Source organism: Paenibacillus sp. ISL-20 (assembly GCF_018613005.1).
Classification (GTDB): Bacteria; Bacillota; Bacilli; order Paenibacillales; family Paenibacillaceae; genus Paenibacillus_AQ.
Genome location: NZ_JAGGRD010000042.1, coordinates 79,398 through 105,018 on the forward strand (window position 1 = coordinate 79,398; position 25,621 = coordinate 105,018).

Sequence of the window (25,621 nt, forward strand, 5' to 3'; positions counted from 1 at the left end):
CTACCTCACCCTATCCGTTCACAGAATTAATGGCTTTTTCCAGACGCTGTTCGCTCATCGGGGGTACCATAACGGCACTTTCGCCGATAGTCATTTCCGCTGTGCAAGGCAGCCATTTGCGACCTTCGATCAAATCCGAGACAAATCCATCGGATATTTCCAACCCTAGTATTGTATTGCCCTGTTCCTGCTCAAAATAAACATCCGATATACGTCCGAGCAGGATACCATCCTCTGTCAAGACCTGCATCTCTTTCAGTTTGCGCTTGCCCAAAAGGAACGTAAGCGGTATATCATTGGCGCCCACCTTGCGGACAGCCTCTTGGCTCCGGATCATGACGGCATCTTCCCCGTATGCTACGATATCTTCCCATGAGACGCTTTTCACATGCGAGGAAAACAAAGCCTTGCCTTCCAGCTCCAACCCGGTAATCAACCAGTTCTCATCTAGTATAAAATCGTGGATTTTGCCGATTTCCTTACCGTTCTCCACGTCGAATACAGCCAGTCCAATCATTTCTTGAAGTTTCATACTGCAGTGGACACCTCCTCATCCTTCATGGTTTGAAATCAGCCGCCGGTCAACATTTCGTGAGCCAAAACGGGCAATTTCCAAGGATGAAATGGACGAACGCATACCCCCTATTCTCTAGAAGGAGAAATCCCTTAACATCTATTTACGTAACCGATTAAGGATGGTTCCAATTTTTTGGGCAGTGTGCTCCATTTCTTGAGTAGTATTACCCAAACCGAAACTAAAACGAATCGCGGAGCGCAAAACAGGATCGGAAAGTTTCATTGCTTGGAGTACATGGGATATTTCCAGAGATCCCGACGTACAAGCCGAACCGCTTGCCGCCGCAATTCCTTCCATATCGAGGTTCATCAGCATCGTCTCCGTATTGGCACCGGGAAAGCTGATATTTAGGATGTGAGGTAGATAATGTTCCGAATTTCCGTTGATCACAAAAGCATCCTCGCCAATCTCCTGATGAAGCCCTTCAAGCAGCGTCGATCTCAGCTTGCGATAATGCCGGATACGCGTCTCCATATTCTTAACGGTCCATTCCACTGCTGCCGCAAAACCGGCGATGCCGGCCATATTCTCTGTTCCGGCACGGCGTTTCTTCTCCTGCAGCCCTCCAAACAGACGTGGAGATACGCTGAGTCCTCTGCGGACAACCAATGCTCCGACGCCTTGGGGTCCGTTGATTTTGTGGGCGGAAAAACTCCACATATCCACCGGCAGCTCGCGGCAGTTGATCGCCTCCGATCCCAATGCCTGAACAGCATCGGTATGAAACACGATGCCCCGGCTGCGGCAGAGCTCGCCGATTTCGATGATCGGCTGAACGGTGCCTACTTCATTGTTGCCATACATGATGGTGACCAGCACCGTGTTGTCCTGAATCGCCCCCGCAATGTCCTCCACAGAGACACGCCCAGTAGAATCGACGGGGACATAGGTAATTTCACAGCCCCGTCGTTCCAGCTCATGGCATGTATGAAGCACCGCATGGTGTTCAACTGCTGACGTAATCACATGCTTGCCCTTCACACCAAGCGACTCCAGCAATCCCAGTATAGCCAAATTATCGCTTTCGGTGCCGCCTGCGGTGAAAACCAGCTCGTCCGATTGGCATCCCAAAAGGGACGCAATTCGATCACGCGCCCCGTTGACGATCTTCTTCGCTTCCCGTCCAAAAGCATGAACGCTTGAAGCATTGCCGTATTGGCTTGTCATCACATTCATCATCCGCTCAGCAACCTCCGGATGGACCGGGGTTGATGCGGCATGATCCAAATATACTGATTTCATATCCGTCTCACCCTTATATATAGAACATATAGTTGTCTGCAGCAGACTGTTCATGATAGTTGATCAGATAGTCCAGCGTAGTGGAATCGAGCACTTCAGCAATGCTGTCGCGGATACGAAGCCATAGATCCCGCTTCGCCGGATCGTCCTCTTCCGTGAAGTCCACAGGGGATATCGGTCCTTCCAGCACGCGGATTACATCTCCTGCCGTTATAGAGGCCGGATCACGGGAAAGGATATATCCTCCGTAAGCACCACGGATGCTTTTGACCAGTCCAGCATTTCGCAGCGGTGCGATCAGCTGCTCAAGATAATGTTCCGACAGCTGATTCTTCTCGGCAATGCTCTTCAGCGAAGTCGGCCCTTCACCAAACCTGGCCGCCAGCTCCATCATAATCGTTAATCCGTATCTTCCTTTTGTTGATATCTTCAAGGTGACACCTCTTTCGGTAATTTGTATATTATGTCCATCCTGTACATGAATTGTAGGTGGCGGGTTTAGCGACAAATACGGCGTAATCTAAGCGTGGATCAGCTTATCCTGTATTTTTCTCCGTATTCCGATCATTACCCTCAGCTTATGGTAACATATCCTGGACCTCAATGGGTAATATTCCAGCCCGAAACCGGAAAAATGTTCACGCTGAGTGGACAAAATGAAACGTGTGAACCTTGTTCCAATATGTTAAAATACCTCCATGGGCACAATTCAATATGAAAATGGTGATAACGATGTCAAAAGAAAACCATAACACTCGTATCGTTGTCGGCATGTCGGGAGGAGTCGACTCCTCCGTAACAGCACTCCTGCTCAAGCAGCAGGGCTATGAAGTGATCGGCATCTTTATGAAAAACTGGGATGACACCGATGAGCTTGGCTACTGCACAGCTGAAGCGGACGCTGAAGACGTGCGCCGCGTGTGCGAGCAGCTCGAGATTCCCTACTATACCGTCAATTTCGAGAAGGAATACTTTGATAAAGTATTTTCCTATTTCCTCGATGAATATAAAGCCGGGAGAACGCCGAACCCCGATGTCATGTGCAACCGTGAAATCAAATTCGGTGAATTTCTGAATAAGGCCATGGATCTGGGAGCCGACTATGTGGCTACCGGCCATTACGCCCGCGTCATCGAGGAGGACGGACAGTACCGGCTGCTGCGCGGCGTCGACAGCAACAAGGATCAAACCTACTTCCTTAATGCGCTGAGCCAAGAGCAGCTCTCCAAAGCAATGTTCCCGATCGGGCATCTGCCGAAACCGGAAGTTCGCCGACTCGCTGAGGAAGCCGGACTGTATACCGCCAAGAAAAAAGACAGCACCGGCGTTTGCTTCATCGGCGAACGGAATTTCAAAGAATTTCTTGGACAGTACCTCCCCGCCCAATCCGGTGATATGGTGGACATTGTCACCGGTGAAGTGAAAGGCCGCCATGATGGCTTGATGTACTACACGCTGGGACAACGCCAAGGTCTTGGCATTGGCGGCTCAGGCTCCGGAGAGCCTTGGTTTGTTGCCGACAAGGATTTAACTAACAATATTCTGTACGTTGTTCAAGGCGATCATCCGAGTTTGTATTCAACCGGACTCGTTGCCTCCGGAATTAACTGGATTGCAGGACAAGACGCTATGCCCAAAGACGCCTTTACCTGCACCGCGAAATTCCGCTACCGTCAGCCGGATCAAGAGGTAACGATAACTCCGCGCGAAGATGGAACCGTTCATGTCGCCTTTGCCAAGCCGCAAAAAGCAATCACGCCAGGACAAGCCGTCGTCTTCTACCAAGGGGACGAATGCCTTGGCGGGGGAACGATCGAAACAGCGGATAAAGTACCTTATTAATCCGCGGCCTTAATGCGAAGAGCACACACTGAACACGGAAGTTTCCGTAAAGTGTGTGCTCTTTTTTTTACGTGCTAGCGAAGAACATATTCTACCGTTACTCCCCGTTCTAGGCTGGCGGCTACGTCAACTAAGCGCTGATTCGAGCTGCCTCGAAAGGGTAGCGAGACATCCCTTAGCCCCACCTGAAATTTGCCATCCACGATAACATCGCATTGACTCGCCAATTCGCGCAGCTTTGGCTGCCTCATCAGCGCTTCAAAGGTGAAACCCGTGTAGGCCCAAACACTTTTCCCGGGACAAAGGGTCCTGAGCTTGCGTACAAACGCCGCGGACTCCTCCGGCGAGAAGAACGGGTCCCCACCGCATAAGGTCACACCATCCAGCAAAGGGTTGTCGCTGATATCCTGCAGTATGGACGCGGACAGTTCTTCTGTAAACGGCTCCCCCGCTTCAAAGTCCCAGGAATCCGTATTAAAACATCCGGCGCAGGCATGACGGCAGCCGCTCACGAATAGAACTGCCCGAACTCCTGGGCCTTCATTAATGCTCTCGGGGATATATCCGCACACATTCACAGATGCTTCACCCGATCCCTGACCTCAGCCTGCTTAGCTGAATTGAAGCGCTCCGTATAATTGCCCGTTAAGTATCCCGTCACCCTGCGCAGCCGCTGAAAGTTTCCATCCGCCTCAGAGGCTCCGCATCCAGGGCAAGAGCTTCCGATGATTCCTTCGTAATTGCATGCCGGGCAACGATCGACAGGATGGTTTACGGAGAAATATCCAATGTTCTGCTGCAGGGCAAACTGTACGATGTCCCGAAAAGCAGCCGTATTCTGCCGGGCATTGCCGTCCAGCTCCACATACGAAATCGCTCCTGCATTACACAGCTCATGGAAAGGAGCCTCGGAACGGATTTTGCGGTACGCGGCCATCGGATAATACACCGGAATATGAAACGAGTTCGTATAATACTCGCGATCTGTGACACCCTCGATTACACCAAAGGTTTGCCGATCCAGCTTCGTGAATTTCCCCGATAACCCTTCTGCCGGCGTGGCAAATAACGTAATGTTCAGGTTATATCTTTCACTGGCTGCATCGCAAAACTGACGCATATGCCGGATGATCTCGATTCCCAGACCGCGGCTGGTCTCATCTTCTCCGTGATGCAGCCCGGTTAACGCCTTCAAGCATTCTGCCAACCCGATAAATCCAAGCGCAAGGGTTCCGTGCTTGATGAGCTCGCGAACCTTATCCTCCGGTCCCAGTGCCTCGCCGCCTTCCCACACGCCTTCTCGCATCATAAAATCGGACGCTTTGGCCGGTTGGTCGGCCTGCAGCTCGTAACGATGAATCAAACCCTCTACCGCAATCGTCAAATACTGATCCAGCTGCTCGTAGAAAAGGTTCAGGTCCGGCATATCCCGTTTGCCTTCGATAATGCCATGCTCAATGCCGAGACGAACCAGATTGATCGTATTAAAGGATAAATTGCCTTTGCCGCTTAGACGGTTTCGCCCGAACCGGTCTGAAATCGTCCGGGTCCTGCAGCCCATGGTGGCAATAATCGTGTCTGGTTCGTCCGGGTTATAGTAAACCAGATTAAACGATGCATCCACGTTGACAAAATTCGGGTAGAGCCTGCGGCTGGAGCACTCAACAGCTTTCAGGAACAGATCGTAGTTGGGCTCCCCTTCCGCCTGGTTAATCCCCTGCTTGCACTGGAAAATATGCTGCGGAAATATCGGCGTCTCTCCCCCGCCGAGCCCTCTCATCGTGGCATCCAGCAGAGCGTGGGACACCAGCCTCCCTTCGGTTGACATGCACATGCCATAGTTCAGCGATGTAAAGGGGATCTGCCCACCGGCCCGGCTGCTCATCGTGTTTAGATTGTGGATCAGGGATTCCGCGGCCTGCTTTACTTCATTCACCGTTTCGTTATATGCATAGTGATATATTCGCGGATAAATTTCTTTCAACTGCTCATTGTCTATGTATAATTCGTTATCCAGAAGAACTCGTGCACCGGGTCTATTGTCCTCCACCTCTCCGAAGTAGGCCAGCCCTTTGCGAAAATGCCGACGAAACGATTTGCCGACATACGGGGCCAGATCCCAATCGATTTTATTTCCGGACACGCCGCCAAATTGACTGTTCTGCTGGGATTGAAAAATGATGGCCACCAGCGCCATCGCGGTCATGATGCTCTGCGGCGGCCTGACCGATCCGTTACCGGTATTGAATCCCTTGGCCAATAGTCGGTCAAACGGAATGAAAATGCAGTTCGTTGTTCCGAGTGCATACTGGTCCAGGTCGTGCACATACACATAACCATCCCTCACCGCTCTCATGAGATCTCCAGGGAGGATGAATTTGCTTGCCATCCATTTGGCGTACTCGGAGCCGATCCGACTCATTTTTCCGCTGAAGGATTCCCCGTTCAGATTCGCATTCTCCCGCAGCAGATCCAGATTCGTTACCCCAATCACATCCGTGCTGATCTTGTAAAGCTCTCCCCGCCGCATCCGCTCCAGGTCACGGGTTTCCCTGTAATGTTGATAAGCTGCCGCAGCCTCTGCATAACCTGTATTTTGCAAATGCTCGACAACAATATCCTGAATTTCCTCCACACTCACCTGCTCCATCTCCGCGGTGGCACGAACAACCGCATCGCCAATCTGCAGGGAAGCCTCCATGCGGGACACACCCTCAACGGCTATAAACGCTTTATCCACTGCATTCACAATCCGGTTTATCTCAAAATTCACCAGGCACCCGTCTCTCTTCATGACTTTCATGAAATCGATCAACTCCTTCTCCTTAGATCATCAACACACTATATATAGTTTCGTTTTATAAATTTACATCCATATATAGTTTAATGCTGTGAGATAGATCACGGCGGTCAGTCTGAGAAACGGATCAGGCGATTCCTAAAAACAGCCTTCAGGGCCTTATACCCAACAGAAAAAAGGCACTCGAGTGATCCATCGATCACATCGGGTACCTTCTTGCTTATCTACAGTAGAATTAACTTTCGGCGGGCGGCATTGGAGTTGGTGTCGGCTTCGCATAGCCTGTGCTGTATTTCTCATCGATTGCGGTCCGAATATCCGTCAGGCTCTTGCCCTCGCTGCTCATTTTGGCAGATTCCACGGCAATGTCCAAACACACCCCGCAGCGAGTGCCATGATCGTCCCACACGACGGTGCCGTCCTCCTGGATCTCATCAATAAAACAATTCAGGTTGCTCTCATGACCGGCACTGTCCCCGCAGCCGCAATAACAAGGGATGTATTTCAGGACATCACTGACCTGCGCGGACAAGGCATAGATCGTTTGCAGCTCGCTGGTCTGGCTCTTCAAGAAGGTAGGCAGCTCATCAATCGAAGCCGTCGCCTCCTGAATATCCCCGTTGGCCAGCTGCGTCTGATGTCCGTGCTCATGCGCTGCCTCGGTTGCCTGTCCACTTTCGACCTGTTCCTGGGCGTTTTTCCCCGAACAACCGCTCAGCATAAGACCAGCGGACAGCAGCAGGATGACAAACCGTTGTTTCCCTGTTTTCATCATTCGTTTCCTCCATTTAACTAAACTAGCGGCCGTAAATCAGTTATCGCTGTACGACCCTATTCTTCGCGTCGTAATCGCTGATTGTGTGCGATCTTGGCTTCGTTCCCCTGCTCCGTCGCCTGATAGAACACCCGGCGGGAGAGCTCCTTCGGCAAATATTCCTGCTTCACGTAATGGCCTGGATAATCGTGCGGGTACTTGTAGCCGACATGTCCCAGCTTCACCGCCCCCGAGTAATGCGCATCACGGAGATGAAGCGGAACCTCTGCCGATTTCACTTCATCCATGGCGGACATCGCCCGGGATATGGCGGTCACAACGCCATCCGATTTGGGGCTCTCCACCGCAAACAGAATCGCCTGGGCAATGTTCAGCTTGGCTTCCGGCCAGCCGTTATTCCGGTAGGCATCCAGTGCGCTCACCGCCTGCACCATCGCTTGCGGATTAGCCAGCCCGATATCCTCGCTGCTGGCAGCAATCAAGCGGCGGATGAACACCATCGGGTCCATCCCTAGCTTTTCGACCGCATACAGGAACCAGTACAAGGCCGCATCACTGGAACCTCGAATGCTTTTATGGAAGGCAGACAGCACGTCATACTGCGTGGACTCGTCCGCCTTGACGAGCGGCTTGCGTATCGATTCCTCGGCCACTTCGAGCGTAATATGAACCCTGCCGCTTTCATCCGGGGGCGTGGTCATAGCTGCTAATTCGAGGGCGTTCAGAGCACGGCGGATATCGCCGTTCGCCATGGTTGCAATATGCTCCAATGCTTCCTCGTCTGCCTGGAGATCCATGAATCCAAGTCCTTTATCTGGATCGGATAACGCGCGCTGCATAGCGATCATGGAATGATTCTTAGTCAGCGGCTCAAGCTGGAACAAGGTTGAACGGCTCATCAAGGCCCCATTTACGTAATGAAAGGGATTCTCTGTCGTCGCGCCGATAAATATAATCGTGCCGTTCTCCACGGCAGGCAGCAGCGCGTCCTGTCTTGAACTGTTAAAGCGATGAACCTCATCCAGAAACAGGATCGTTTTGGTGCTGTACAGGCTGCGGTTGCTCTGGGCTTGCTCAATGACTTCCCTGACGTCCTTAACCGAGGCTTCCACCGCATTTAGCCGAACGAAGTACCCCTTCGTTTGCTGGGAGATAATATGCGCCAGCGTTGTTTTGCCGCACCCCGGCGGGCCGTACAATAAAATGGAAGAGACCTGGTCTGCTTCTATGGCACGTCTGAGCAGTTTGCCCGGTCCGATAATCTGTTCTTGTCCTATATATTCATCCAGCGACGAAGGGCGCATCCGATCGGCCAGCAGCCTGGAATCCCGGTCCCCTTCACGCCCGATACTGAATAAATCCATAACTACACTTCCTTGTCTGATATCAATGCAAAGATAAGCCGGTTTCAATCAAATCCGTCACACTCTATCATACCATATTCAATTTTGTCATGCCTGTAGCAAGCCTTTGCCTTTGAACAGCCACGCTAGTGGTTCGGATATTCATCGATATTCGCTGCTCGTTTAACATGATAACCAACTTTTATCTTTCCGGAGCGTTACTTAATTATAGGAAATTATAGAGAAGCCTTATCTAAGGAGAGTGGCTATGACGACTCGCAAGAAGTCCAAACGCAATTTATCTAGAGGGGCTATGAATATGGGGATCAGTTTACTTGGACTCTATACCCATGTTAATCATAACAATCGATTAAAAGAAATATTTGGGCCGGAATACCTCGACGATGAGAGGCTGGCGATAAACCTGCTGCATACCATCCTTATTTTGCAGTTCCTTATCGGCCTGTATGCCTTCATCCGTTCCTCCATTATTCTCTATGAGTATAAACAGGGCATCCGCAGTGAGGAAGACGAAATCTCGTTAGACCATGAGAGCTCGAAGGGAGGTTTGAATTGAAACGAAAACCTATGCGAAAAATGACCCTCTACATCATCTTGGCAGCTGCACTCTCCATTCTCGCCGTTTGGACTTTGATCCGGTATATCGATAACCTTGGTTCTTCCTACCAAATGCTTGGTTAAGCACGGGCACAGCAAAAAGCCCCGCAGAGACAAGCACATGCAGACATGTACCATCCCACGGGACATTTTCCGTTCTTTCCTCTTCGCGCTTAGTAACACAATCCTATCTTACTCCGCGGGCCAGCCGATGGCTGTAATATCTGAAGCGTCTGCCGTCACATAAGAAGGGCGCGCTTCACCATGCAGCAGCCACAGCTCATGCAGTGCCCGGGTGCAGCCGACGTACATCAGCTTGGCATCCCAAGCTTTTTCCGCGTAATGACTCCGATCTGCATCCGCCACCACAACCGCATCGAACTCAAGCCCTTTAGACAAATAAACAGGAAGCACGGAGTAACCACCCTGATACGTCCCTTTGCTGCCATCGATCAGATTCAGCATCGGCCATGCAGCAATTAATTGTTCATGCAGCTCTTGCGCTTCCCGCAAGGTTCGGGTGAGAATGGCTACCGTCCGATATTCCTTAGCGATGAGTGCCTCCATCGCCCGTTCCAAATCTCTCGTTCTGGATTTCTCCGAATTATAAGGAATGAGGCGAACGGCATCGCCGCTTCGGAATACGGGTACGGCGAGCAGATCGCTGCTGACACCCTTCTCCAAAATGCCGTTCGCAAATTCGATGATCTCCATCGTCGAGCGGTAGCTGCGTGTCAACGCAAAATAAGCTGTTTCCTCTTCCTTAAACAAGGAGCTCATTTCCTCCCACGCATGAACGCCCCGATAGGCATGAATGCCCTGCGACAAATCACCTAATATGGTGAAAGAATGTCCTCTTACGAACAGGTCCAGCACAGCTACCTGAAATGGCGAGAAATCCTGAGCCTCATCAATGACGATGTGGTCAAAGCGCTGCTCACCGGTAATTTCATTCAGCAAACAGTGGAAATACAGCAGGGCAGGCAAATCCTCTTCGCGGACCACGTTTTTCTTCAGATCTTTACGCGTTGCCGCGAGCACCTCGGACGGAATCAGAGCGGTTAGCTCTTCAAACATCGTTCCGGTCGCCTTTGCCGCACCAAACAATTGTTTATATAATGAGACCGGCTCAAATTTCGGCCATCGGTTCGCATAAGCCTTTTCTCGTTGAGCCGCTTTTTTCTTCCGTTCTTTCATCACGGCCGCTGATGGCGATTTCTTCAGTTCCATCTCGACCCAGCGGTGCAATCTGGCAAGCAGCCGTTCCTTCCGTTTGGCCAGTGGATACGGTTTATACTCCTGGTAGAACCATTCCGCGATCGTCTCCTGTTCCAGTACGGCCCCGTCCCATGGAGAGAAGTCTCCGTCCGGTAGAGCCTCGGTTTCGATAGCCTCCACGCAGCGCCTAATGATCTCCATCAGTCTCAATGAGCCTTTATAGCGCCCGCTGACATTATCGTCAATATCCGGGGTTCCCTGACCCGGCTCTGTCTCGAACCATTGATGAAGCGTTTGTGCATGATCATCCGAAGCGAGCTGAATATCGAGCAGCTCTGCTGCCCAATCGCCAAAGGTACGCTGCTGTATATCGCCAACTCCAAGCTCAGGCAGCACGTCGGATATGTAATCCAGAAACATCAGGTTGGGTGCGAATATGATCATTTTCTCCGCGGTGACCTGCTCCTTGTACTGATAGAGCAAATAAGCCAGCCGATGCAGCGCCACCGTCGTTTTTCCACTTCCCGCCACCCCTTGGATGATGAGTGCGGTATTTTTGGCAGCCCGGATGATTTTGTCCTGCTCGGCTTGGATCGTAGATACGATATCGCGCAGCCGGTTATCCTTGTTCTCTCCGAGACGGTAGACCAGAAACTCATCGGATACGGCAGGTCCGCCGCTTTCCCGATTGTACGTATCCGATACCCGTTCCAAAATTTGCTTTCGGATCACAACGTTGCGTTTTAAATATACCAGCCCCTCGATAATTCCTTCGGGTGCTTCGAACGATGCCGGATCGGTACCGCCCGTAAACGAATAAAAAAGACTCGCGACCGGAGCTCGCCAATCGATCACCATCGGATGATCCCCGGCATCTTCCTTATCGAAGCCGATCTTCCCAATGTAGAGCGGTTTCTTCGCTCCGGTTCCGCTCTCTTGAAAATCCAGCCTTCCGAAGTAAGGCTCCGGCAAACTTTTGGTGAGGGCCTGCCGTTTCTCTTCCCGTCCTGCTTCGAGCACCTGCTCCGTAAAATCATGGCCCGTGTATACCGGAATGCCGCGCAAACGTTCAAGCTGACGGTCAATTTCAACGATTACCTCGTTTAGCCTTGACTCTTCTTCTTGATAGGCACTTTGAAAAGATTCTGACACTTTCAGTTACCTCCTAAGAAACATATTTTTCCGCATCGAAAGTCTGGCTTTAAGGGCCGTGACACAAAAAGGAGTTTTATTGTAGCACAACTGGACCGGATATACTAGCAAAGCACTGTCACAGGAAATCCATGGTGCTGGTTTGCCATTTATAACCGCTTCGTCGATGACCATAAAAAACGCAGCGTCCATTGCTTTGGACACTGCGTTTTATTAACCACTCTATGTTTTGATCGAAGGCGCGTTTCGTCCTGCCTTCCGTTTGTCTATGGTTTTCTCAATCCGAGTTTTACTGGATCGTTACAACGAGACGCCGCCTTTTTCGAGCAGTTCTCTCACCGTTACGCTGACCATAATCAGTCCGGCCACTGGCGGAACGAATGCATTGCTTGCCGGCGGCTGCTTCGCCTTCCGGATTTCAGGGGCATTCTCGGGTACGATCTTCTCCGTAACATCCTGGCGGGGTTTCATCGGCTCCTCTAGAGAGAATACGACCTTGACCCCTTTCTTGATGCCGTCTTTGCGCAGCTTGGTGCGTACAATACGGGCAATCGGATCCATGGACGTTTTGGAGATGTCGGCTACCTGGAACTTCGTGGGGTCCATTTTGTTGGCTGCCCCCATGCTGGAGATGATCGGAATCCCGCGCCGCAGGCATTCCTTGATCAGATGTACTTTATAAATAATCGTATCCGACGCATCAATCACATAATCCAGATCGAATTTAAACAACTCTTCATACGTCTCTTCGGTGTAGAACATGTTCAGGGCGATCGCTTCACATTCCGGATTGATCAGTTTGACACGTTCAACCATCAGGTCTGCTTTCTTCTGACCTACCGTGGTCGTTAAGGCATGGATCTGCCGATTGATGTTGGTGATATCCACAACGTCTTTGTCGATCAGAATGATACGGCCTACCCCGGAACGGGCGAGGGCTTCCACCGCAATGCCTCCCACGCCGCCGATACCCAGCACGGCTACCGTGCTGTTCTTCATCACTTCAAGGCCCTCAGGACCAATGGCTAATTCCGTACGGGAAAATTGGTGCAGCATAATTCAAGCAACCTCCTTTATCAAGAACAACGGACTTATTTCTCGTCGCCCGGCTTCTTGGCGAGTTTGATATGCAGCTGCTCCAACTGTCCCCCGTCCACCTGGGAAGGAGCGTCCATCAACAGATCTGTTGCGCTTGCCGTTTTCGGGAACGCAATCGTTTCACGCAGGTTCGTGCGTCCGGCAAGCAGCATCACCAAACGGTCCAACCCAAAGGCGATTCCGCCATGTGGAGGAGTGCCGTACTCAAATGCGTCCATAAGATAACCGAATTTGTCGTGCGCCACTTCCGGCGACATACCAAGAGCCGCAAACATTTTCTCTTGGATCTCGCGTTTGAAAATCCGCATGGAACCGCCGCCTACTTCGTATCCATTCAGAACGATGTCATAAGCTTCCGCACGCACGGCAAGCGGATCCGTATCCATCAATTCCAGATCTTCGTCTTTTGGACGGGTGAACGGATGATGCTCGGCCACATAGCGCTTCGCCTCTTCATCATAGCTGAACAGCGGGAAGTCCAGCACCCAAGCAAACTTGTACTCGTTGTCGTTGATCAGGCCAAGCTGGCGTCCGATTTTCAAGCGGAGTGCGCCCAGGACATCGGCAACCACTTTTTTATTGTCTGCGGAGAACAGCAGCAAGTCGCCATCTTCGGCTCCCGTACGTTCTCTTACCGCTTCAATTTCCTGCTCGCTGAAGAATTTCACGATAGGTCCTTTGAACTCGCCTTCTTTCACTTGAATCCAAGCAAGCCCCTTCGCTCCGTAACGGGCTGCATATGGCCCCAGATCGTCAATTTCCTTACGTGTCCAAGTCCCGCAACCTTTAGCGTTCAAACACTTCACTTCGCCGCCTTTTTCAATAACGGAAGAGAATACTTTGACCCCGCTGTTAGCAACGATATCGTTCATTTCGATCAATTCCAAACCGAAGCGAAGATCCGGTTTATCGGAGCCGTATTTGCCCATCGCATCGGCATAACTGATACGCTGGAATGGCGTTGCAAGTTCAACGCCGATGGTTTCCTTGAATAACTTCACCATTAGCTGCTCCATCATGTTCAGCAGGTCGTCGCGTTCCATGAAGGACGTCTCGATGTCGACCTGGGTAAACTCAGGCTGACGGTCAGCCCGCAAGTCTTCGTCACGGAAACAGCGTGCAATTTGGTAGTAACGTTCAAGCCCGCTCACCATGAGGAGCTGCTTGTAAATTTGCGGAGATTGTGGAAGTGCAAAGAATTCACCTGCGTGCACACGGCTCGGTACGAGATAGTCGCGGGCGCCTTCCGGCGAGCTCTTGGTCAGAATCGGCGTTTCCACATCCACAAAGCCCTCGTCGTCGAGGAAGTCGCGGAATACTTTAGACGCTTTGGAGCGCAGCATCAGCGTTTTTTGCATCTCTGGACGACGCAGGTCCAGATATCGATATTTCAAGCGAAGCTGCTCATCCACTTCCACGCCGTCTTCGATAAAGAACGGAGGTGTTTTGGCTGCATTCAGCACTTCAATGCTTGTCACTTGGACTTCGATTTCGCCAGTAGGCAGGTTCGCGTTGAACGTTTCAGGATCACGCTTTACAACTTTACCGGATACGGCCACGACGAATTCGCTGCGGACCTTATCGGCAACAGCCAAAGCTTCGCCGGAGAAATCCGGGTTAAATACGATTTGCATGATGCCGCTGCGATCGCGAAGATCGATGAACAGCACGCCGCCCAAGTCGCGGCGGGTCTGCACCCAGCCGTTCAGTGTTACAGTTTCTCCAATGTTCGCGGTTGTCAGGTGACCGCATTGATGCGTCCTTTTCATCGTTTATCATTCCCCTTTAATATTATTAAGTCGCTTCATGCGACGATTAAACCAATTCTTGTACCAGACGATCCAATTTAACTGTACGCTGTTCGCCGGTTTCCATCGACTTCAGGGCAATTTCTCCGCGCGCCAGTTCGTCATCACCCAAAATGGCGGTATAACGAGCTTGCAGACGGTCGGCGGATTTCATCTGGGCTTTCATTTTCCGGCCGAGGTAATCACGTTCGGCTGCTACGCCATTGCTCCGCAGTTCGTAGATCAATTTTGCCACTTCCTGCTCGGCGGCTTCACCCAGCGCCACCAGATAGACATCCAGCGGCTTGGCGGCTGACAGATTAACAGCTTGATGCTCCAGGATCAATAGGATTCGCTCAAGACCAATCCCGAACCCGATGCCCGGCTGATCCGGTCCGCCGATCTGATCGACCAGTCCGTTGAACCGTCCGCCGCCGCCTACGGTATCAATTGCGCCGATGCCCTGGGCCTTGAATTCAAATGCGGTATGCGTATAATAGTCCAATCCCCGCACAAGTCTTGGATTGATCTCATACTCGATGCCCATGGCGTCCAGGTACCCTTTTACTTTCTCAAAATGCGTGCTGCATTCCTCATCCAGGCTGTCCAGAATCGAAGGCGCATCACCGAACTTCCCTTGGTCCTTCTTGCAATCCAGCACGCGCAGCGGGTTGCGTTCCATGCGTGACTGGCAATCCGAGCATAGGCTCTCTTTCATCGGTTCCAGGAAAGCAAGTAATCTACTTCGGTAAGCCGCCCGTACCTCTGGCGTCCCTACGGAGTTAATCTCCGCTTTTACGCCGTTCAGCCCAAGCTCCTTGTAGAAGCTGTAACCCAGCGCAATCACCTCAGCATCAATAGCCGGATCTGCAGTCCCGAACACCTCTACGCCGAACTGGTGGAACTGGCGGTAGCGTCCCGCCTGTGGACGCTCGTAGCGGAACATGGGGCCCATGTAGTACAGCTTCGTGACGTCAGGCTCTCCATACAGCTTGTTTTGCACGTAAGCCCGGACGACGCCTGCCGTTCCTTCTGGACGGAGGGTCATGCTGCGATCGCCTTTATCCCTGAACGTATACATTTCCTTTTCTACGATGTCGGTGGTTTCGCCCACCCCGCGTTTGAACAACTCGGTCTGTTCAAAGATCGGTGTGCGAATTTCGCGGTAGTTGTATCTCCGGCACAAATCCCGTGCCTTCTCCTCGATAAACTGCCATTTCTCGACGGCACCTGGCAGGATGTCCTGCGTGCCTGTCGGTTTCTCGAATTTCTCGTTTGCCATCTTCATCCCTCTTCCTAAGGAGTCATTTCGCAAAAAGTCGTGAAAACTAAAAAATCTCCCGCCCCGCTGTCTTAAGACAACAGGGACGAGAGATATTCATATAATCACCCGTGGTACCACCCACATTCCGGCGTCGACACACCATAAATCAGTGCGTTCAATCATCCGCTTCATCCGTTTAACGCCCGGTCGCGCAGTTCGGCTACTGTCTATCCCACCGGTCAACCGGTGCTTGCTTCGCCGTCTGTTCTCGGGGAGGTCATTCGTCCACTCATCAAGCGAATCCTTACAGCCAAGGGATTCTTCTCTGGTCTTGTGGGGATGGAGTACTTGTTCCCGTCATGAAATCCATTATTCATAAATATAGTATACCCAAAACATTATATTTTTAGATTCTAATGAACTACCACACTAAAGTCAAGAAACTTTGTAGAAATTGCCCAAAAAAAGAAAAAAACCTACAAACCACGTTGTAGGTCCAAAACATATATTATATAAAAAAGGGGGTCATGCTGTTATTATAAACAGGGAATATTAAAGGAACATTGAACAAACATTACAGTTATGTTACAAGCGAGAAAGCGCTTTTAATAAATGAACCGCAAAAGGCTGCTCCATCTGCGGAACAGCCCTTTTGTGTACTAATGAATATGCCCTATACCAATGATAATCTCCAACTTCTTAGGGAATCCAAACGCCTGTCAGGCATTTTCCGTCAATTAATCAAATCGCTCCACATAAGCGTTATTCGCCCGCAAATCATGTACGATCTGATCGTAATCCTCGTCCCTTACCTTAACGGACAGCGTATATCTCAGATCATCATAGTCCCGGTCCGTCACATCCGCTTCGCGCCATGCGTCGCCCAGCGTGTCATCGCCGTGCGGCCGATCTTGCGCTATATCGCGGCTGTCATCGGCATCCCGTGAGCCCACGATGACCCCCGGAGCCCCGACGACTCCGCCTGGAGCTCCCATCGTTGTAGCCCCTGCAGTTGCTCCACCCGTGCCGGAATTACCCCATGGCACCAGCGGCACGAGGATATTGCCTCCACCTCGAACCGGATCCTGAAGCTGTCCCACCTCCAACTGCTCTGTGTTATACGTTAACAGCCTCGTCCTTGCGCCTTCAGCGTCGTCTTCCGTTCTGAAATAAGCTTGAATTTGTCTAGACATGTCCATTCCTCCTTTTTTCAACCCACTTGTTTGAAAAACCGGTATAACATGGACAACCATACAGCATACAGCTACTCTCTTCTTACAATGCCTTTAACAGCTCACGCACGAAGGCCGGCTCGTCTTTCGGCGTCCGGGAAGTAATGAAGTTGCGATCCACGACGACTTCCTCATCCTTAAAGTTTGCGCCGGCGTTTACCATGTCATCCTGAAGCGGAGGATAGGAAGTAATCGTACGTCCCTTCAGCAGGTCGGCACTTGCCAGAATTTGCGGCCCATGGCATATTGAGGCTATCGGTTTGCCTGCCTTGTCCGCTGATGCAACAAACTGCAATATATGGGAATCCAGACGCAAATTTTCCGGAGAAGAGCCGCCTGGAATAACCACCGCATCATAATCGTTTATATCGACGTCGGCAATGGCTTTATCCGTTGTATACGATGCCTTGCCCTGTTTACCCTTTACCTCTTGTCCTTGTTTCAATCCAATAATATCAGCTTGATGCCCCGCTTCCTTCACGGCATCATAAGGAGTTTTCATCTCGGAATCTTCGAATTGGTCAGCTAGTAGAAATGCAACTTTACTCATCTGGCATATCTCCTTTCATGATTGTCCTCGATTTGTTATTACCCTGGAATGCCCTTTTTATAACAGCGGAATGAACGGAAGCCCCATGATCTACACCATTTAGTTACAAGTCATAACAGGGATTGTTAGGACTTCCGACTTATGAGTGAATTAAAAAGGAGCCTGAAATGTTCTCAGGCTCTGCTATGTAGTACCGGAAGTGACTCAACACGCTATCCTATTTAGTTCTACGATCTCGGCAGCTGCTTCCGCACATTCCCCTTTATGCTGATGAGTTGTACAGGATCTTCCGAAGCCGTAACCATGCGTTCTGTGCTCGCTGCTTCCCTTATGTCTCCGGACCCGACCATTGTAGGCAAACTGCTCCATATGGAAAATTTGGGAGGTTGACGCATAACGAACACAGCTCCTTTTGTTGTGTGAATACCTAACAAGTGATTATCCACTCAGGATGCCCCATCTCTCCAATATGATGCATGCTGCCCGTCTTTTTTCACCATTTAGGATCTGCTGTCAATGATCAGGGTTACCGGTCCCCAATTGGTTAGCGACACGTCCATCATTGCTCCGAATACCCCGGTCTCAACCTGCAACCCCTTCGCTAAGAGCTCGCGGTTAAACGATTCGTAGAGTGCATTCGCTTCATCCGGTTTGGCGGCGGCCATGAAGTTCGGACGTTTTCCCTTGCGGGTGTCGCCATAGAGCGTAAACTGGGATACCGACAGAATGGCTCCGCCTACGTCCTGGACGCTAAAATTCATTTTTCCATCCTCATCCTCAAAAATTCGCAGCCCCGCAACCTTCTCGGCAAGGTATTTGGCATCCTTCTCTTCATCCTCATGCGTCACACCTACCAGCACCATCAATCCCGCTTCAATCTTGCCTACGATTTCATTGTCAACCGTAACTTGCGCATGCTTACATCTTTGAATAACCACTCTCATAGGTTTAGCTCCTTCTTTTCCATAAGAAAAATGTCTATCGATGTACTCTCTAAGAAGACAGACCGCATTTATCGGAGTTTTTCTTGCGATATCAGGCAGCATATCCTCCGAAGTCTATACTCTGATATCTTAAGAAAAATGTCTATCGATGTACTCTCTAAGAAGACAGACCGCGTTTATCGGTAGTTTTCTTGCGATATCAGGCAGCATATCCTCCGAAGTCTATACTCTGATATCTTAAAATAAAACGGCCTGTCTCCCGCAGGATAACAGACCGCATTCGTATAATCATCCGAGACTGTCCATGTCCATGAAACCCCAGAGTCCGTTAACCACGCAACCGTGCCATCACTGCATGATTCGATGAACGGTATATACATCCTTCACCCGCTTGATTCGTTCCACAACGGAATGGAGGTGATCCGTATTGCGGATCAAAATCGTCATGTGAATCATCGCCATTTTGTTCTTGTCAGATCGGCCGGTCACAGCGGAAATATTCGTTTTGCTCTCTGATACGGCCTGAAGAACTTCGTTTAACAGTCCGTTACGATCATGGCCTGTCACTTCGATATCGACGCTGTAATTAGCCTCAACGGCCGTTTCCCATTCCACCTCGATTACGCGCGCGGCCTCCTCGCCTTCATCCATAGTCGGCAGATTGGCACAATCCGAACGGTGGACCGATACGCCGCGACCGCGGGTAACGTAACCGACAATATCGTCGCCGGGCACGGGATTACAGCATCTCGCGAAACGCACAAGCAGGTTATCAATCCCCTTGACGCGTACGCCGTTCGTTGGACGGCTTCGCTTCTCCGCCGGCTTGATTTCCTTCATCTCGGAGGTCAATTCAAGCTGATTCGCTTCCTCCTGCTCCTTACGGAGCTTCTCGGTCACTTTGGTACAGATTTGGGCGGCAGTGATCCCGCCGAAGCCAACCGCGGATAACATATCCTCAATATCATTAAAGGCGAATTTCTTGGCCGCCTCCATTAATTTATCATCGGTCGTCCACTCGGACACATCAAGACCGAGGCGCTTGATCTCGCGCTCCAGCATCTCGCGCCCCTTCTCCACGTTCTCTTCCCGCTTCTCTTTCTTAAACCACTGCTTGATTTTACTGCGGGCGTGCGAGGATTGGGCAATCTTCAACCAGTCCTGGCTAGGACCGTACGAATGTTTCGATGTTAAAATTTCCACAATATCGCCGGTCTTGAGCTGATGATCCAGCGGAACAATTCTGCCGTTAACCTTGGCACCAATGGTGCGGTTTCCTACTTCCGTATGAATTCGGTAGGCAAAATCGAGAGGGACGGAGCCGGAAGGCAGCTCGATCACTTCGCCTTTTGGCGTAAACACAAAAACCAAATCGGAGAAAAAGTCCATCTTCAGAGATTCTACAAACTCCGAGGCATCCTTCGTCTCATGCTGCAGCTCCAATATTTCACGAAAGAACGTCATTTTATTATCGAAGCTGCCTCCGTTGCCTCCGGAACCTTCTTTATAGGACCAGTGTGCCGCAATACCGTACTCCGCCGTACGATGCATTTCCCAGGTCCGAATCTGAACCTCCGTCGGCTCCCCGTTGGGTCCAACCACCGTCGTGTGAAGGGATTGATACATATTCGTTTTTGGCATGGCGATATAATCTTTGAAACGGCCAGGCATCGGCTTCCACAGGGTGTGGATGATGCCAAGCGTAGCATAACAATCCTTAATATTGTCGACAATAATGCGGATTGCAAGCAGATCATAAATTTCGTTGAATTGCTTGTTCTTCACCGTCATTTTCTTAAAAACGCTGTAGATATGCTTGGGTCTGCCAGATAAGTCGGCTTGTATCCCCATCTCGTCGAGCTTCTCACGGATACAGACTATGACATTGTCAATATACTGCTCACGTTCAGCCCGCTTCTTGTGCATCAAATTCGCAATGCGGTAATACTGCTGCGGATTCAAGTAACGAAGCGCAATATCCTCCATCTCCCACTTGATTGCGGAAATACCTAGACGATGGGCGATCGGGCAAAAGATCTCTAGCGTTTCATAGGAAATACGGCGCTGGCTTTCCTCGGACTGATACTTAAGAGTGCGCATATTATGAAGCCGGTCTGCCAGCTTAATCACGATCACCCGAATGTCCCGGGCCATCGCGATAAACATTTTACGATAATTTTCGTTCTGTTGCTCTTCTTTGGATCGGAATTGGATACGTTCTAGTTTCGTCAAACCATCCACCAGCAGTGCGCAGGTATCCCCGAAGCGCTCACGTATCTGCTCAAGCGATACAGTTGTATCCTCAACGACATCATGAAGCAACGCAGCAATAATAGACAACGTGTCCATCTGCATATTCACCACGATGTCTGCAACCGCAAGCGGATGAAGAATATAAGGTTCTCCCGATTTCCGCACTTGTCCGTGGTGGGCTTGCTCCGCAAATTCATAAGCTTCCTGGATGCGGAGAAGATCGGGTTCTTTTATATAGGCGCTGGCCTTTTCGAGTAATCGCTCTATGCCCATTTTGGAGTCCTTCTCTTCCCTTTCTATATAAAATGGAACCCGCCCTTGTCAAAACGTGCAGGTTCCCTCGTGATTGTTTTCCTATCATTATGACGCTTGTGACGTTATACGTCAACATGTCGAGCGTTCAGACACTTATAGTATGCCCGTTTCCGGCGCGGAGACATCAAAACTTGACATCAATTGGATATTTTGACGAACTGTAAAAATTATTGTTGAAAAAACGAACGATTGTATTTAATCTATTAAAGATCGTACGCGAACGGTCCTATATTTAAAGTCCTAAGAGGAGTGAAATGGTTTGCAACGAGAAATTCAAGTTGATGAGAAACTTCCGTTTGGTCCAGGTTTCCTTCTGAGCCTGCAGCATTTGTTCGCCATGTTCGGAAGCACGGTGCTTGTACCGAACCTATTCGGTGTGGATCCCGGCATGATCCTGCTGATGAACGGTATTGGTACACTGCTATACATTTTCTTTTGTAAAGGAAAGATCCCGGCTTACCTAGGTTCCAGCTTTGCGTTTATCTCTCCGGTTCTGATCGTGCTCGCCAAAGATCCGGATGCCAACTATGGCAAAGCCTTAGGAGCTTTTATCGTTACAGGAGTTATCTTCTGCGTGGTAGCTCTCATTGTTAAATATGCGGGTACCAAATGGATCGACTTTGTATTCCCTCCAGCGGTCATGGGTGCCATCATTGCCATGATCGGGCTTGAGCTTGTACCGGTTGCAGCAGGTATGGCTGGTTTTTTACCAGAAGAGGGACAGTCCATTGATCCGAAAATCATTACGATTTCGCTCGTGACTCTTGGTGTCACCGTATTCGGGGCCATCCTGTTCCGCGGCTTCTCCAAAATCATTCACATTCTGATCGGGATTGTTGTCGGTTATGCTCTGTCCTTCGCTCTAGGCGTGGTAGACACCGAGAAAATCGCGAACGCGAAGTTCCTGTCGGCTCCGGAGCTGACAACCCCGGTATTCGATAATGGGGCGATCTGGACCATCATTCCGGTTGCGCTCGTTGTTATCGTGGAGCACATCGGGCATTTGCTGGTAACAAGCAATATCGTGGGCAGAGACCTTTCCAAAGACCCTGGCCTGCATCGCTCTCTTCTGGCTAACGGTATATCCACCATTCTGTCAGGTTTTGTTGGCTCCACACCAAATACCACCTACGGTGAAAATATCGGGGTCATGGCACTCACAAAGGTATACTCGATATTCGTAATTGCCGGAGCAGCCGTTATTGCGATTGTGCTCTCCTTCTCCGGCACGTTCTCCGCTGTTGTAGCCAACATTCCTACCCCTGTAATGGGCGGCGTATCACTGTTGCTGTTCGGGGTTATCGCAGCTTCCGGACTTCGGATCTTTGTTGAGCAAAAGGTCGATTTCTCCAAGGCAAGCAACATGATCCTGGCTACGTTGGTCCTGGTAACAGGGATTAGCGGTGTAACCTTGAAGTTTGGTACCGTCGAGTTGAAGGGTATGGCCCTGGCTACCGTTGTAGGTGTCCTCATGGCTCTCCTCTTCAAGGTCTTCGAGATTACCGGCCTCTCCAATGAAAAAAATGATGAGCCGCTCGTAGAGAAGACGCCGGATTGAAACTAACAACCCTAGCCCCAATCGAAAAACGCCCTGAGCTGGTTGCTCAGGGCGTCTATTATTTCCCGGGAAAATCAGGAAGATTGTTATCGATTACTCGTATTGCATCAATGTAAATACTTCGATTCCATCCAGCTTCGAACGGCCATTGAGATCCGCCAGCTCGATCATGAATGCAGCTCCAACGACGTTTCCGCCCAATTGACGGATGAGGTTAACCGAAGTCGCAATCGTACCGCCTGTTGCAAGAAGATCATCCGCAATCAATACATTTTGACCCTTCTCGATCGCATCGGTATGCATCGCCAAGCGATCTTTTCCATATTCGAGGTCGTATCCCACTTCAATCGTTTCATAGGGAAGCTTTCCGCTTTTGCGAATGGGCGCGAATCCTACTCCAAGAGCATACGCTAGCGGAGCACCCACGACAAATCCACGAGCTTCGGGACCAGCTATCACATCAATTTTAAGATCGGATACCAAGATCTTCAATTCTTCGATGGCTTTGCGATACACCTCACCATTCTTCAGCAGTGTAGTAATATCTTTGAAGCTGATCCCCGCCTGCGGAAAATCGGGAACGACACGAATATAATCTTTAAAATCCAAAATAATCTCCTCCTGTATAGTTGCGGTTAAGATACGCCTTTTGTGCGGGACATCATCCATTGGGTTAATTGTTCGGTACCGGCATGCAGCAAATGCTGCTCCATATCCGCCAAATCGCTTAGCTCACGGAAGTGACGGGAAGCGTCCAGCGGTTTTTTCTCCGGCTTCGGTATAAAGGTAATCTGTCCCTGGACACGCTGGATGAACGCCAGTTCCTCAAACACATCCAGTACTTTGAGCAGCATGCGTGTAGATAAGGAAGTCTGCTTCTGCAGACGTACTACAACCTCATTCTCCGACATGGGAGCGGACGTCATCCCGGCAAGTGAAACGTACAGCTTCTTAAACTGTTCGCGGTCCGGAATTTGCAGCCGTTCGCGCAGGTTCCGGGTCGGATGCAGCATGAATATATTGGGAACGGAATGGAAGGCTGACATAAATGCATCCAGTTGTTCAGCCGTCTCCGGTACATCCAGTACGAACAAAACGGAAATATCTTCTTGACTGTTCTCAGCAATATCATTATCTGGCATGATGCCAGCATTCCTATCATATACCCAAAGGCACATATCATACAATTGACTTTTTATTTCCGGATGTGAATCTTTTGCGTACACCACTGCCGAACGGACTGCCGGGCAACGCAGATGCGGCTCCAGCTCCGCTCTCCACCTCTGAATTTCCTGTAACGGCTCTTTGTTCCCGCGGTAGTCAAACACCTGTTGATAAGGAGCGCAGATATCCTGAATCATGAGCTGTACCTTACGACTCCCGTTCCATTCATTCACGGAAAGCTCACCAAGCACATCCACAGCCGTGCCTACCGGCAATATATCGGCAAGATGCCCCCATCCGAATGAGATCGCATCCATAACCTCACGCTTCTGCTGCAAGCGAAGCTTCAGATGTTTTCCTTCTTTGCCGATTTTACGAACTTCCTTTATGACAACATCCCGGAAAACGATCTTCGGCACGGCATTCGCCATGCCAAACGGACTTAACTGTTCAATCTGTTCAATAACGGGCACCGATACCTCCGACAAGCTGGCCTCCAGGTCCGCTTCACAAATTGCGATCAGTTGCTCTTCTTCGAGTGCTTCCTCAGCATATCGATGTAGACCCTGTTCAAATTCCTCCAATCGATCCCGATGGAGGCTCATGCCCGCTGCAGAAGGATGGCCGCCAAAATGGTCCATGACGTCCTTGCAGGAGTGTAGAGCCGCATAAATATCAAATCCCGGAATTGAACGGGCGGAGCCTTTACAGTTTCCCGTCTCGGGATCAATCCCGAGGATAACGACAGGCCTGTAGAATCGCTCCAATATTTTGGATGCCACGATACCAACCACACCAACATTCCAGCCTTCACCCGCCAATACGATTACAGGAGGAACCTCCTGTCCTCTCCAGCGGTTTTGAACCATGCCAAGCGCTTCCTGGACGATATTTTCTACCACTTGCTGCCGATCCTTGTTCAGCCCATCCAGTTCCCAGGCAAGCCGCTCCGCTTCTTCACGGTGTTCTGTTGTAAGAAGCGTAACGGCACGGCCTGCATGATCCAGACGGCCACTGGCGTTAATCCGTGGTGCCATGGAGAATGCCACATTTACGGCAGTCACCTGCTCCACATGGATCCCCGATACCTCCAGCAAGCATCGAATACCTTCATACCTCGTATTCCGCATTGATTCGATTCCGTGCTTCACAAGCACCCGATTCTCCCCGGTAAGCGGCATCAAGTCCGCAATGGTCCCGATGGAAACAATTTGAAGCCACTCCTCCGGTGGTTCTCCAACGAGAGCCTGTGCCAGCTTGTAAGCCACGCCTACGCCTGCCAACCCCTTGAAGGGATACGGGCATGTAGGGATTTTCGGGTTGATCAGTGCATAAGCTTCTGGCAGCACTTCAGGCGGCTCATGATGGTCCGTGACAATCACGTCGATGCCAAGGCTGTTGGCATACGCAATTTGCTCGACTGCACTAATTCCAGTATCTACGGTAATGACTAGACTGACCCCTTGCTGATGGGCCCAATCCAGTGCGTGATTATGTAAGCCATAACCTTCATTGGATCGGTGAGGTATATAAATATCATAAGATGCACCCAAGTAGCGCATCAGATGAATCATCAATGATGTGCTGGAAACACCGTCTGCATCATAATCGCCATAGATCAGAATATGTTCCCGATCCTCCAGCGCTTTACGAATACGCCGGACAGCCTCCTGCATCCCCTGCATGAGATAAGGGTCATGCGTCAGCTCAAACGTTCCATATAGAAATCTCCGTCCATCCTCGGCTGATTGTATCCCCCGTGACGCCATGAGTGAAGCCACCATGGGTGGCAGCGACAAATCCTGGGCCAGCCTATCGGTGATCGATGACTCTGCCGAGCGTATTCTCCATTCATATTTGGAATACAGCACAGGGACTCACCTTCCTTT

General features: G+C 50.5%; 21 protein-coding genes. 4 read left to right on the top strand and 17 right to left on the bottom strand.

The window, feature by feature from the left end; genetic code table 11:
- Positions 1 to 10: 10 nt before the first annotated feature.
- From J7E85_RS24065 to cymR, 3 genes are all read right to left on the bottom strand, one after another.
- On the bottom strand, positions 11 to 532 hold the full coding sequence (locus J7E85_RS24065; protein WP_215162252.1) for a PRC-barrel domain-containing protein: 522 nt from the start codon (positions 530 to 532) through the stop codon (positions 11 to 13).
- A gap of 141 nt (positions 533 to 673) precedes the next feature.
- On the bottom strand, positions 674 to 1,819 hold the full coding sequence (locus J7E85_RS24070) for a cysteine desulfurase family protein (RefSeq protein WP_215162254.1): 1,146 nt from the start codon (positions 1,817 to 1,819) through the stop codon (positions 674 to 676).
- 13 nt (positions 1,820 to 1,832) lie between these two features.
- Positions 1,833 to 2,252, bottom strand: coding sequence for a cysteine metabolism transcriptional regulator CymR (cymR, locus tag J7E85_RS24075; RefSeq protein ID WP_009592789.1), 420 nt, complete (start codon positions 2,250 to 2,252; stop codon positions 1,833 to 1,835).
- 299 nt (positions 2,253 to 2,551) lie between these two features.
- Between cymR and mnmA the strand changes: the two genes are divergently transcribed.
- Positions 2,552 to 3,661: a tRNA 2-thiouridine(34) synthase MnmA gene (gene mnmA / locus J7E85_RS24080; RefSeq protein WP_215162354.1), complete on the top strand. Its 1,110-nt coding sequence runs from the start codon at positions 2,552 to 2,554 to the stop codon at positions 3,659 to 3,661.
- 74 nt (positions 3,662 to 3,735) lie between these two features.
- Here the strand turns inward: mnmA and nrdG are convergent, their stop codons facing one another.
- The 4 genes from nrdG to J7E85_RS24100 all read right to left on the bottom strand — a co-directional run bounded on the left by nrdG (position 3,736) and on the right by J7E85_RS24100 (position 8,600).
- Entirely contained in the window at positions 3,736 to 4,239 is a 504-nt protein-coding gene (gene nrdG, locus J7E85_RS24085) for an anaerobic ribonucleoside-triphosphate reductase activating protein (RefSeq protein ID WP_215162256.1), read from the bottom strand.
- A complete protein-coding gene (locus tag J7E85_RS24090; protein WP_215162258.1) occupies positions 4,236 to 6,464 on the bottom strand; it encodes an anaerobic ribonucleoside triphosphate reductase in 2,229 nt (742 codons plus the stop codon). Before J7E85_RS24090 ends, nrdG begins: the two co-directional genes overlap by 4 nt.
- 232 nt (positions 6,465 to 6,696) lie before the next feature.
- The gene (locus tag J7E85_RS24095; protein WP_215162260.1) at positions 6,697 to 7,236 is read right to left on the bottom strand and encodes a PCYCGC domain-containing protein; all 540 of its coding nucleotides are present in this window, start codon (positions 7,234 to 7,236) and stop codon (positions 6,697 to 6,699) included.
- Positions 7,237 to 7,292: 56 nt separating this feature from the next.
- Positions 7,293 to 8,600 (bottom strand): replication-associated recombination protein A, encoded by a 1,308-nt coding sequence (locus tag J7E85_RS24100; RefSeq protein ID WP_215162262.1) that lies wholly within the window; start codon positions 8,598 to 8,600, stop codon positions 7,293 to 7,295.
- A 247-nt stretch (positions 8,601 to 8,847) separates the two neighbouring features.
- On the opposite strand from J7E85_RS24100, the gene J7E85_RS24105 reads away from it, so the two are divergent.
- Complete coding sequence (locus J7E85_RS24105) at positions 8,848 to 9,156, top strand: hypothetical protein (RefSeq protein WP_215162269.1); 309 nt, start codon at positions 8,848 to 8,850, stop codon at positions 9,154 to 9,156.
- Positions 9,153 to 9,281 carry a hypothetical protein gene (locus tag J7E85_RS34655; protein ID WP_285228847.1) on the top strand — a complete coding sequence of 43 codons (129 nt, stop codon included), beginning with the start codon at positions 9,153 to 9,155 and terminating at the stop codon, positions 9,279 to 9,281. Before J7E85_RS24105 ends, J7E85_RS34655 begins: the two co-directional genes overlap by 4 nt.
- 108 nt (positions 9,282 to 9,389) lie before the next feature.
- Here the strand turns inward: J7E85_RS34655 and J7E85_RS24110 are convergent, their stop codons facing one another.
- The 8 genes from J7E85_RS24110 to J7E85_RS24145 form a co-directional block, all read right to left on the bottom strand.
- Positions 9,390 to 11,567 carry a HelD family protein gene (locus J7E85_RS24110; RefSeq protein ID WP_215162277.1) on the bottom strand — a complete coding sequence of 726 codons (2,178 nt, stop codon included), beginning with the start codon at positions 11,565 to 11,567 and terminating at the stop codon, positions 9,390 to 9,392.
- Positions 11,568 to 11,867: 300 nt separating this feature from the next.
- Complete coding sequence (locus J7E85_RS24115; protein ID WP_098742591.1) at positions 11,868 to 12,623, bottom strand: tRNA threonylcarbamoyladenosine dehydratase; 756 nt, start codon at positions 12,621 to 12,623, stop codon at positions 11,868 to 11,870.
- Between the two features lie 35 nt (positions 12,624 to 12,658).
- Positions 12,659 to 14,434 carry an aspartate--tRNA ligase gene (gene aspS, locus J7E85_RS24120; protein WP_076320448.1) on the bottom strand — a complete coding sequence of 592 codons (1,776 nt, stop codon included), beginning with the start codon at positions 14,432 to 14,434 and terminating at the stop codon, positions 12,659 to 12,661.
- A 46-nt stretch (positions 14,435 to 14,480) separates the two neighbouring features.
- Positions 14,481 to 15,734, bottom strand: a complete 1,254-nt coding sequence (gene hisS / locus J7E85_RS24125; RefSeq protein WP_215162283.1) for a histidine--tRNA ligase — start codon at positions 15,732 to 15,734, stop codon at positions 14,481 to 14,483.
- A 719-nt stretch (positions 15,735 to 16,453) separates the two neighbouring features.
- Positions 16,454 to 16,909, bottom strand: coding sequence for a hypothetical protein (locus J7E85_RS24130; protein ID WP_076320446.1), 456 nt, complete (start codon positions 16,907 to 16,909; stop codon positions 16,454 to 16,456).
- Positions 16,910 to 16,991: 82 nt separating this feature from the next.
- Positions 16,992 to 17,498, bottom strand: a complete 507-nt coding sequence (locus tag J7E85_RS24135; protein ID WP_215162285.1) for a type 1 glutamine amidotransferase domain-containing protein — start codon at positions 17,496 to 17,498, stop codon at positions 16,992 to 16,994.
- Positions 17,499 to 17,998: 500 nt separating this feature from the next.
- The gene (gene dtd / locus J7E85_RS24140) at positions 17,999 to 18,442 is read right to left on the bottom strand and encodes a D-aminoacyl-tRNA deacylase (protein WP_076320444.1); all 444 of its coding nucleotides are present in this window, start codon (positions 18,440 to 18,442) and stop codon (positions 17,999 to 18,001) included.
- 348 nt (positions 18,443 to 18,790) lie between these two features.
- Positions 18,791 to 20,968 carry a RelA/SpoT family protein gene (locus J7E85_RS24145; protein ID WP_215162287.1) on the bottom strand — a complete coding sequence of 726 codons (2,178 nt, stop codon included), beginning with the start codon at positions 20,966 to 20,968 and terminating at the stop codon, positions 18,791 to 18,793.
- Between the two features lie 301 nt (positions 20,969 to 21,269).
- Between J7E85_RS24145 and uraA the strand changes: the two genes are divergently transcribed.
- Positions 21,270 to 22,568 carry a uracil permease gene (gene uraA / locus J7E85_RS24150; RefSeq protein WP_215162289.1) on the top strand — a complete coding sequence of 433 codons (1,299 nt, stop codon included), beginning with the start codon at positions 21,270 to 21,272 and terminating at the stop codon, positions 22,566 to 22,568.
- A 93-nt stretch (positions 22,569 to 22,661) separates the two neighbouring features.
- Here uraA and J7E85_RS24155 read toward each other — a convergent pair whose 3' ends face one another.
- Entirely contained in the window at positions 22,662 to 23,177 is a 516-nt protein-coding gene (locus tag J7E85_RS24155; RefSeq protein WP_076320441.1) for an adenine phosphoribosyltransferase, read from the bottom strand.
- Between the two features lie 26 nt (positions 23,178 to 23,203).
- A complete protein-coding gene (gene recJ, locus J7E85_RS24160; protein WP_215162291.1) occupies positions 23,204 to 25,603 on the bottom strand; it encodes a single-stranded-DNA-specific exonuclease RecJ in 2,400 nt (799 codons plus the stop codon).
- Between the last annotated feature and the right edge of the window lie 18 nt (positions 25,604 to 25,621).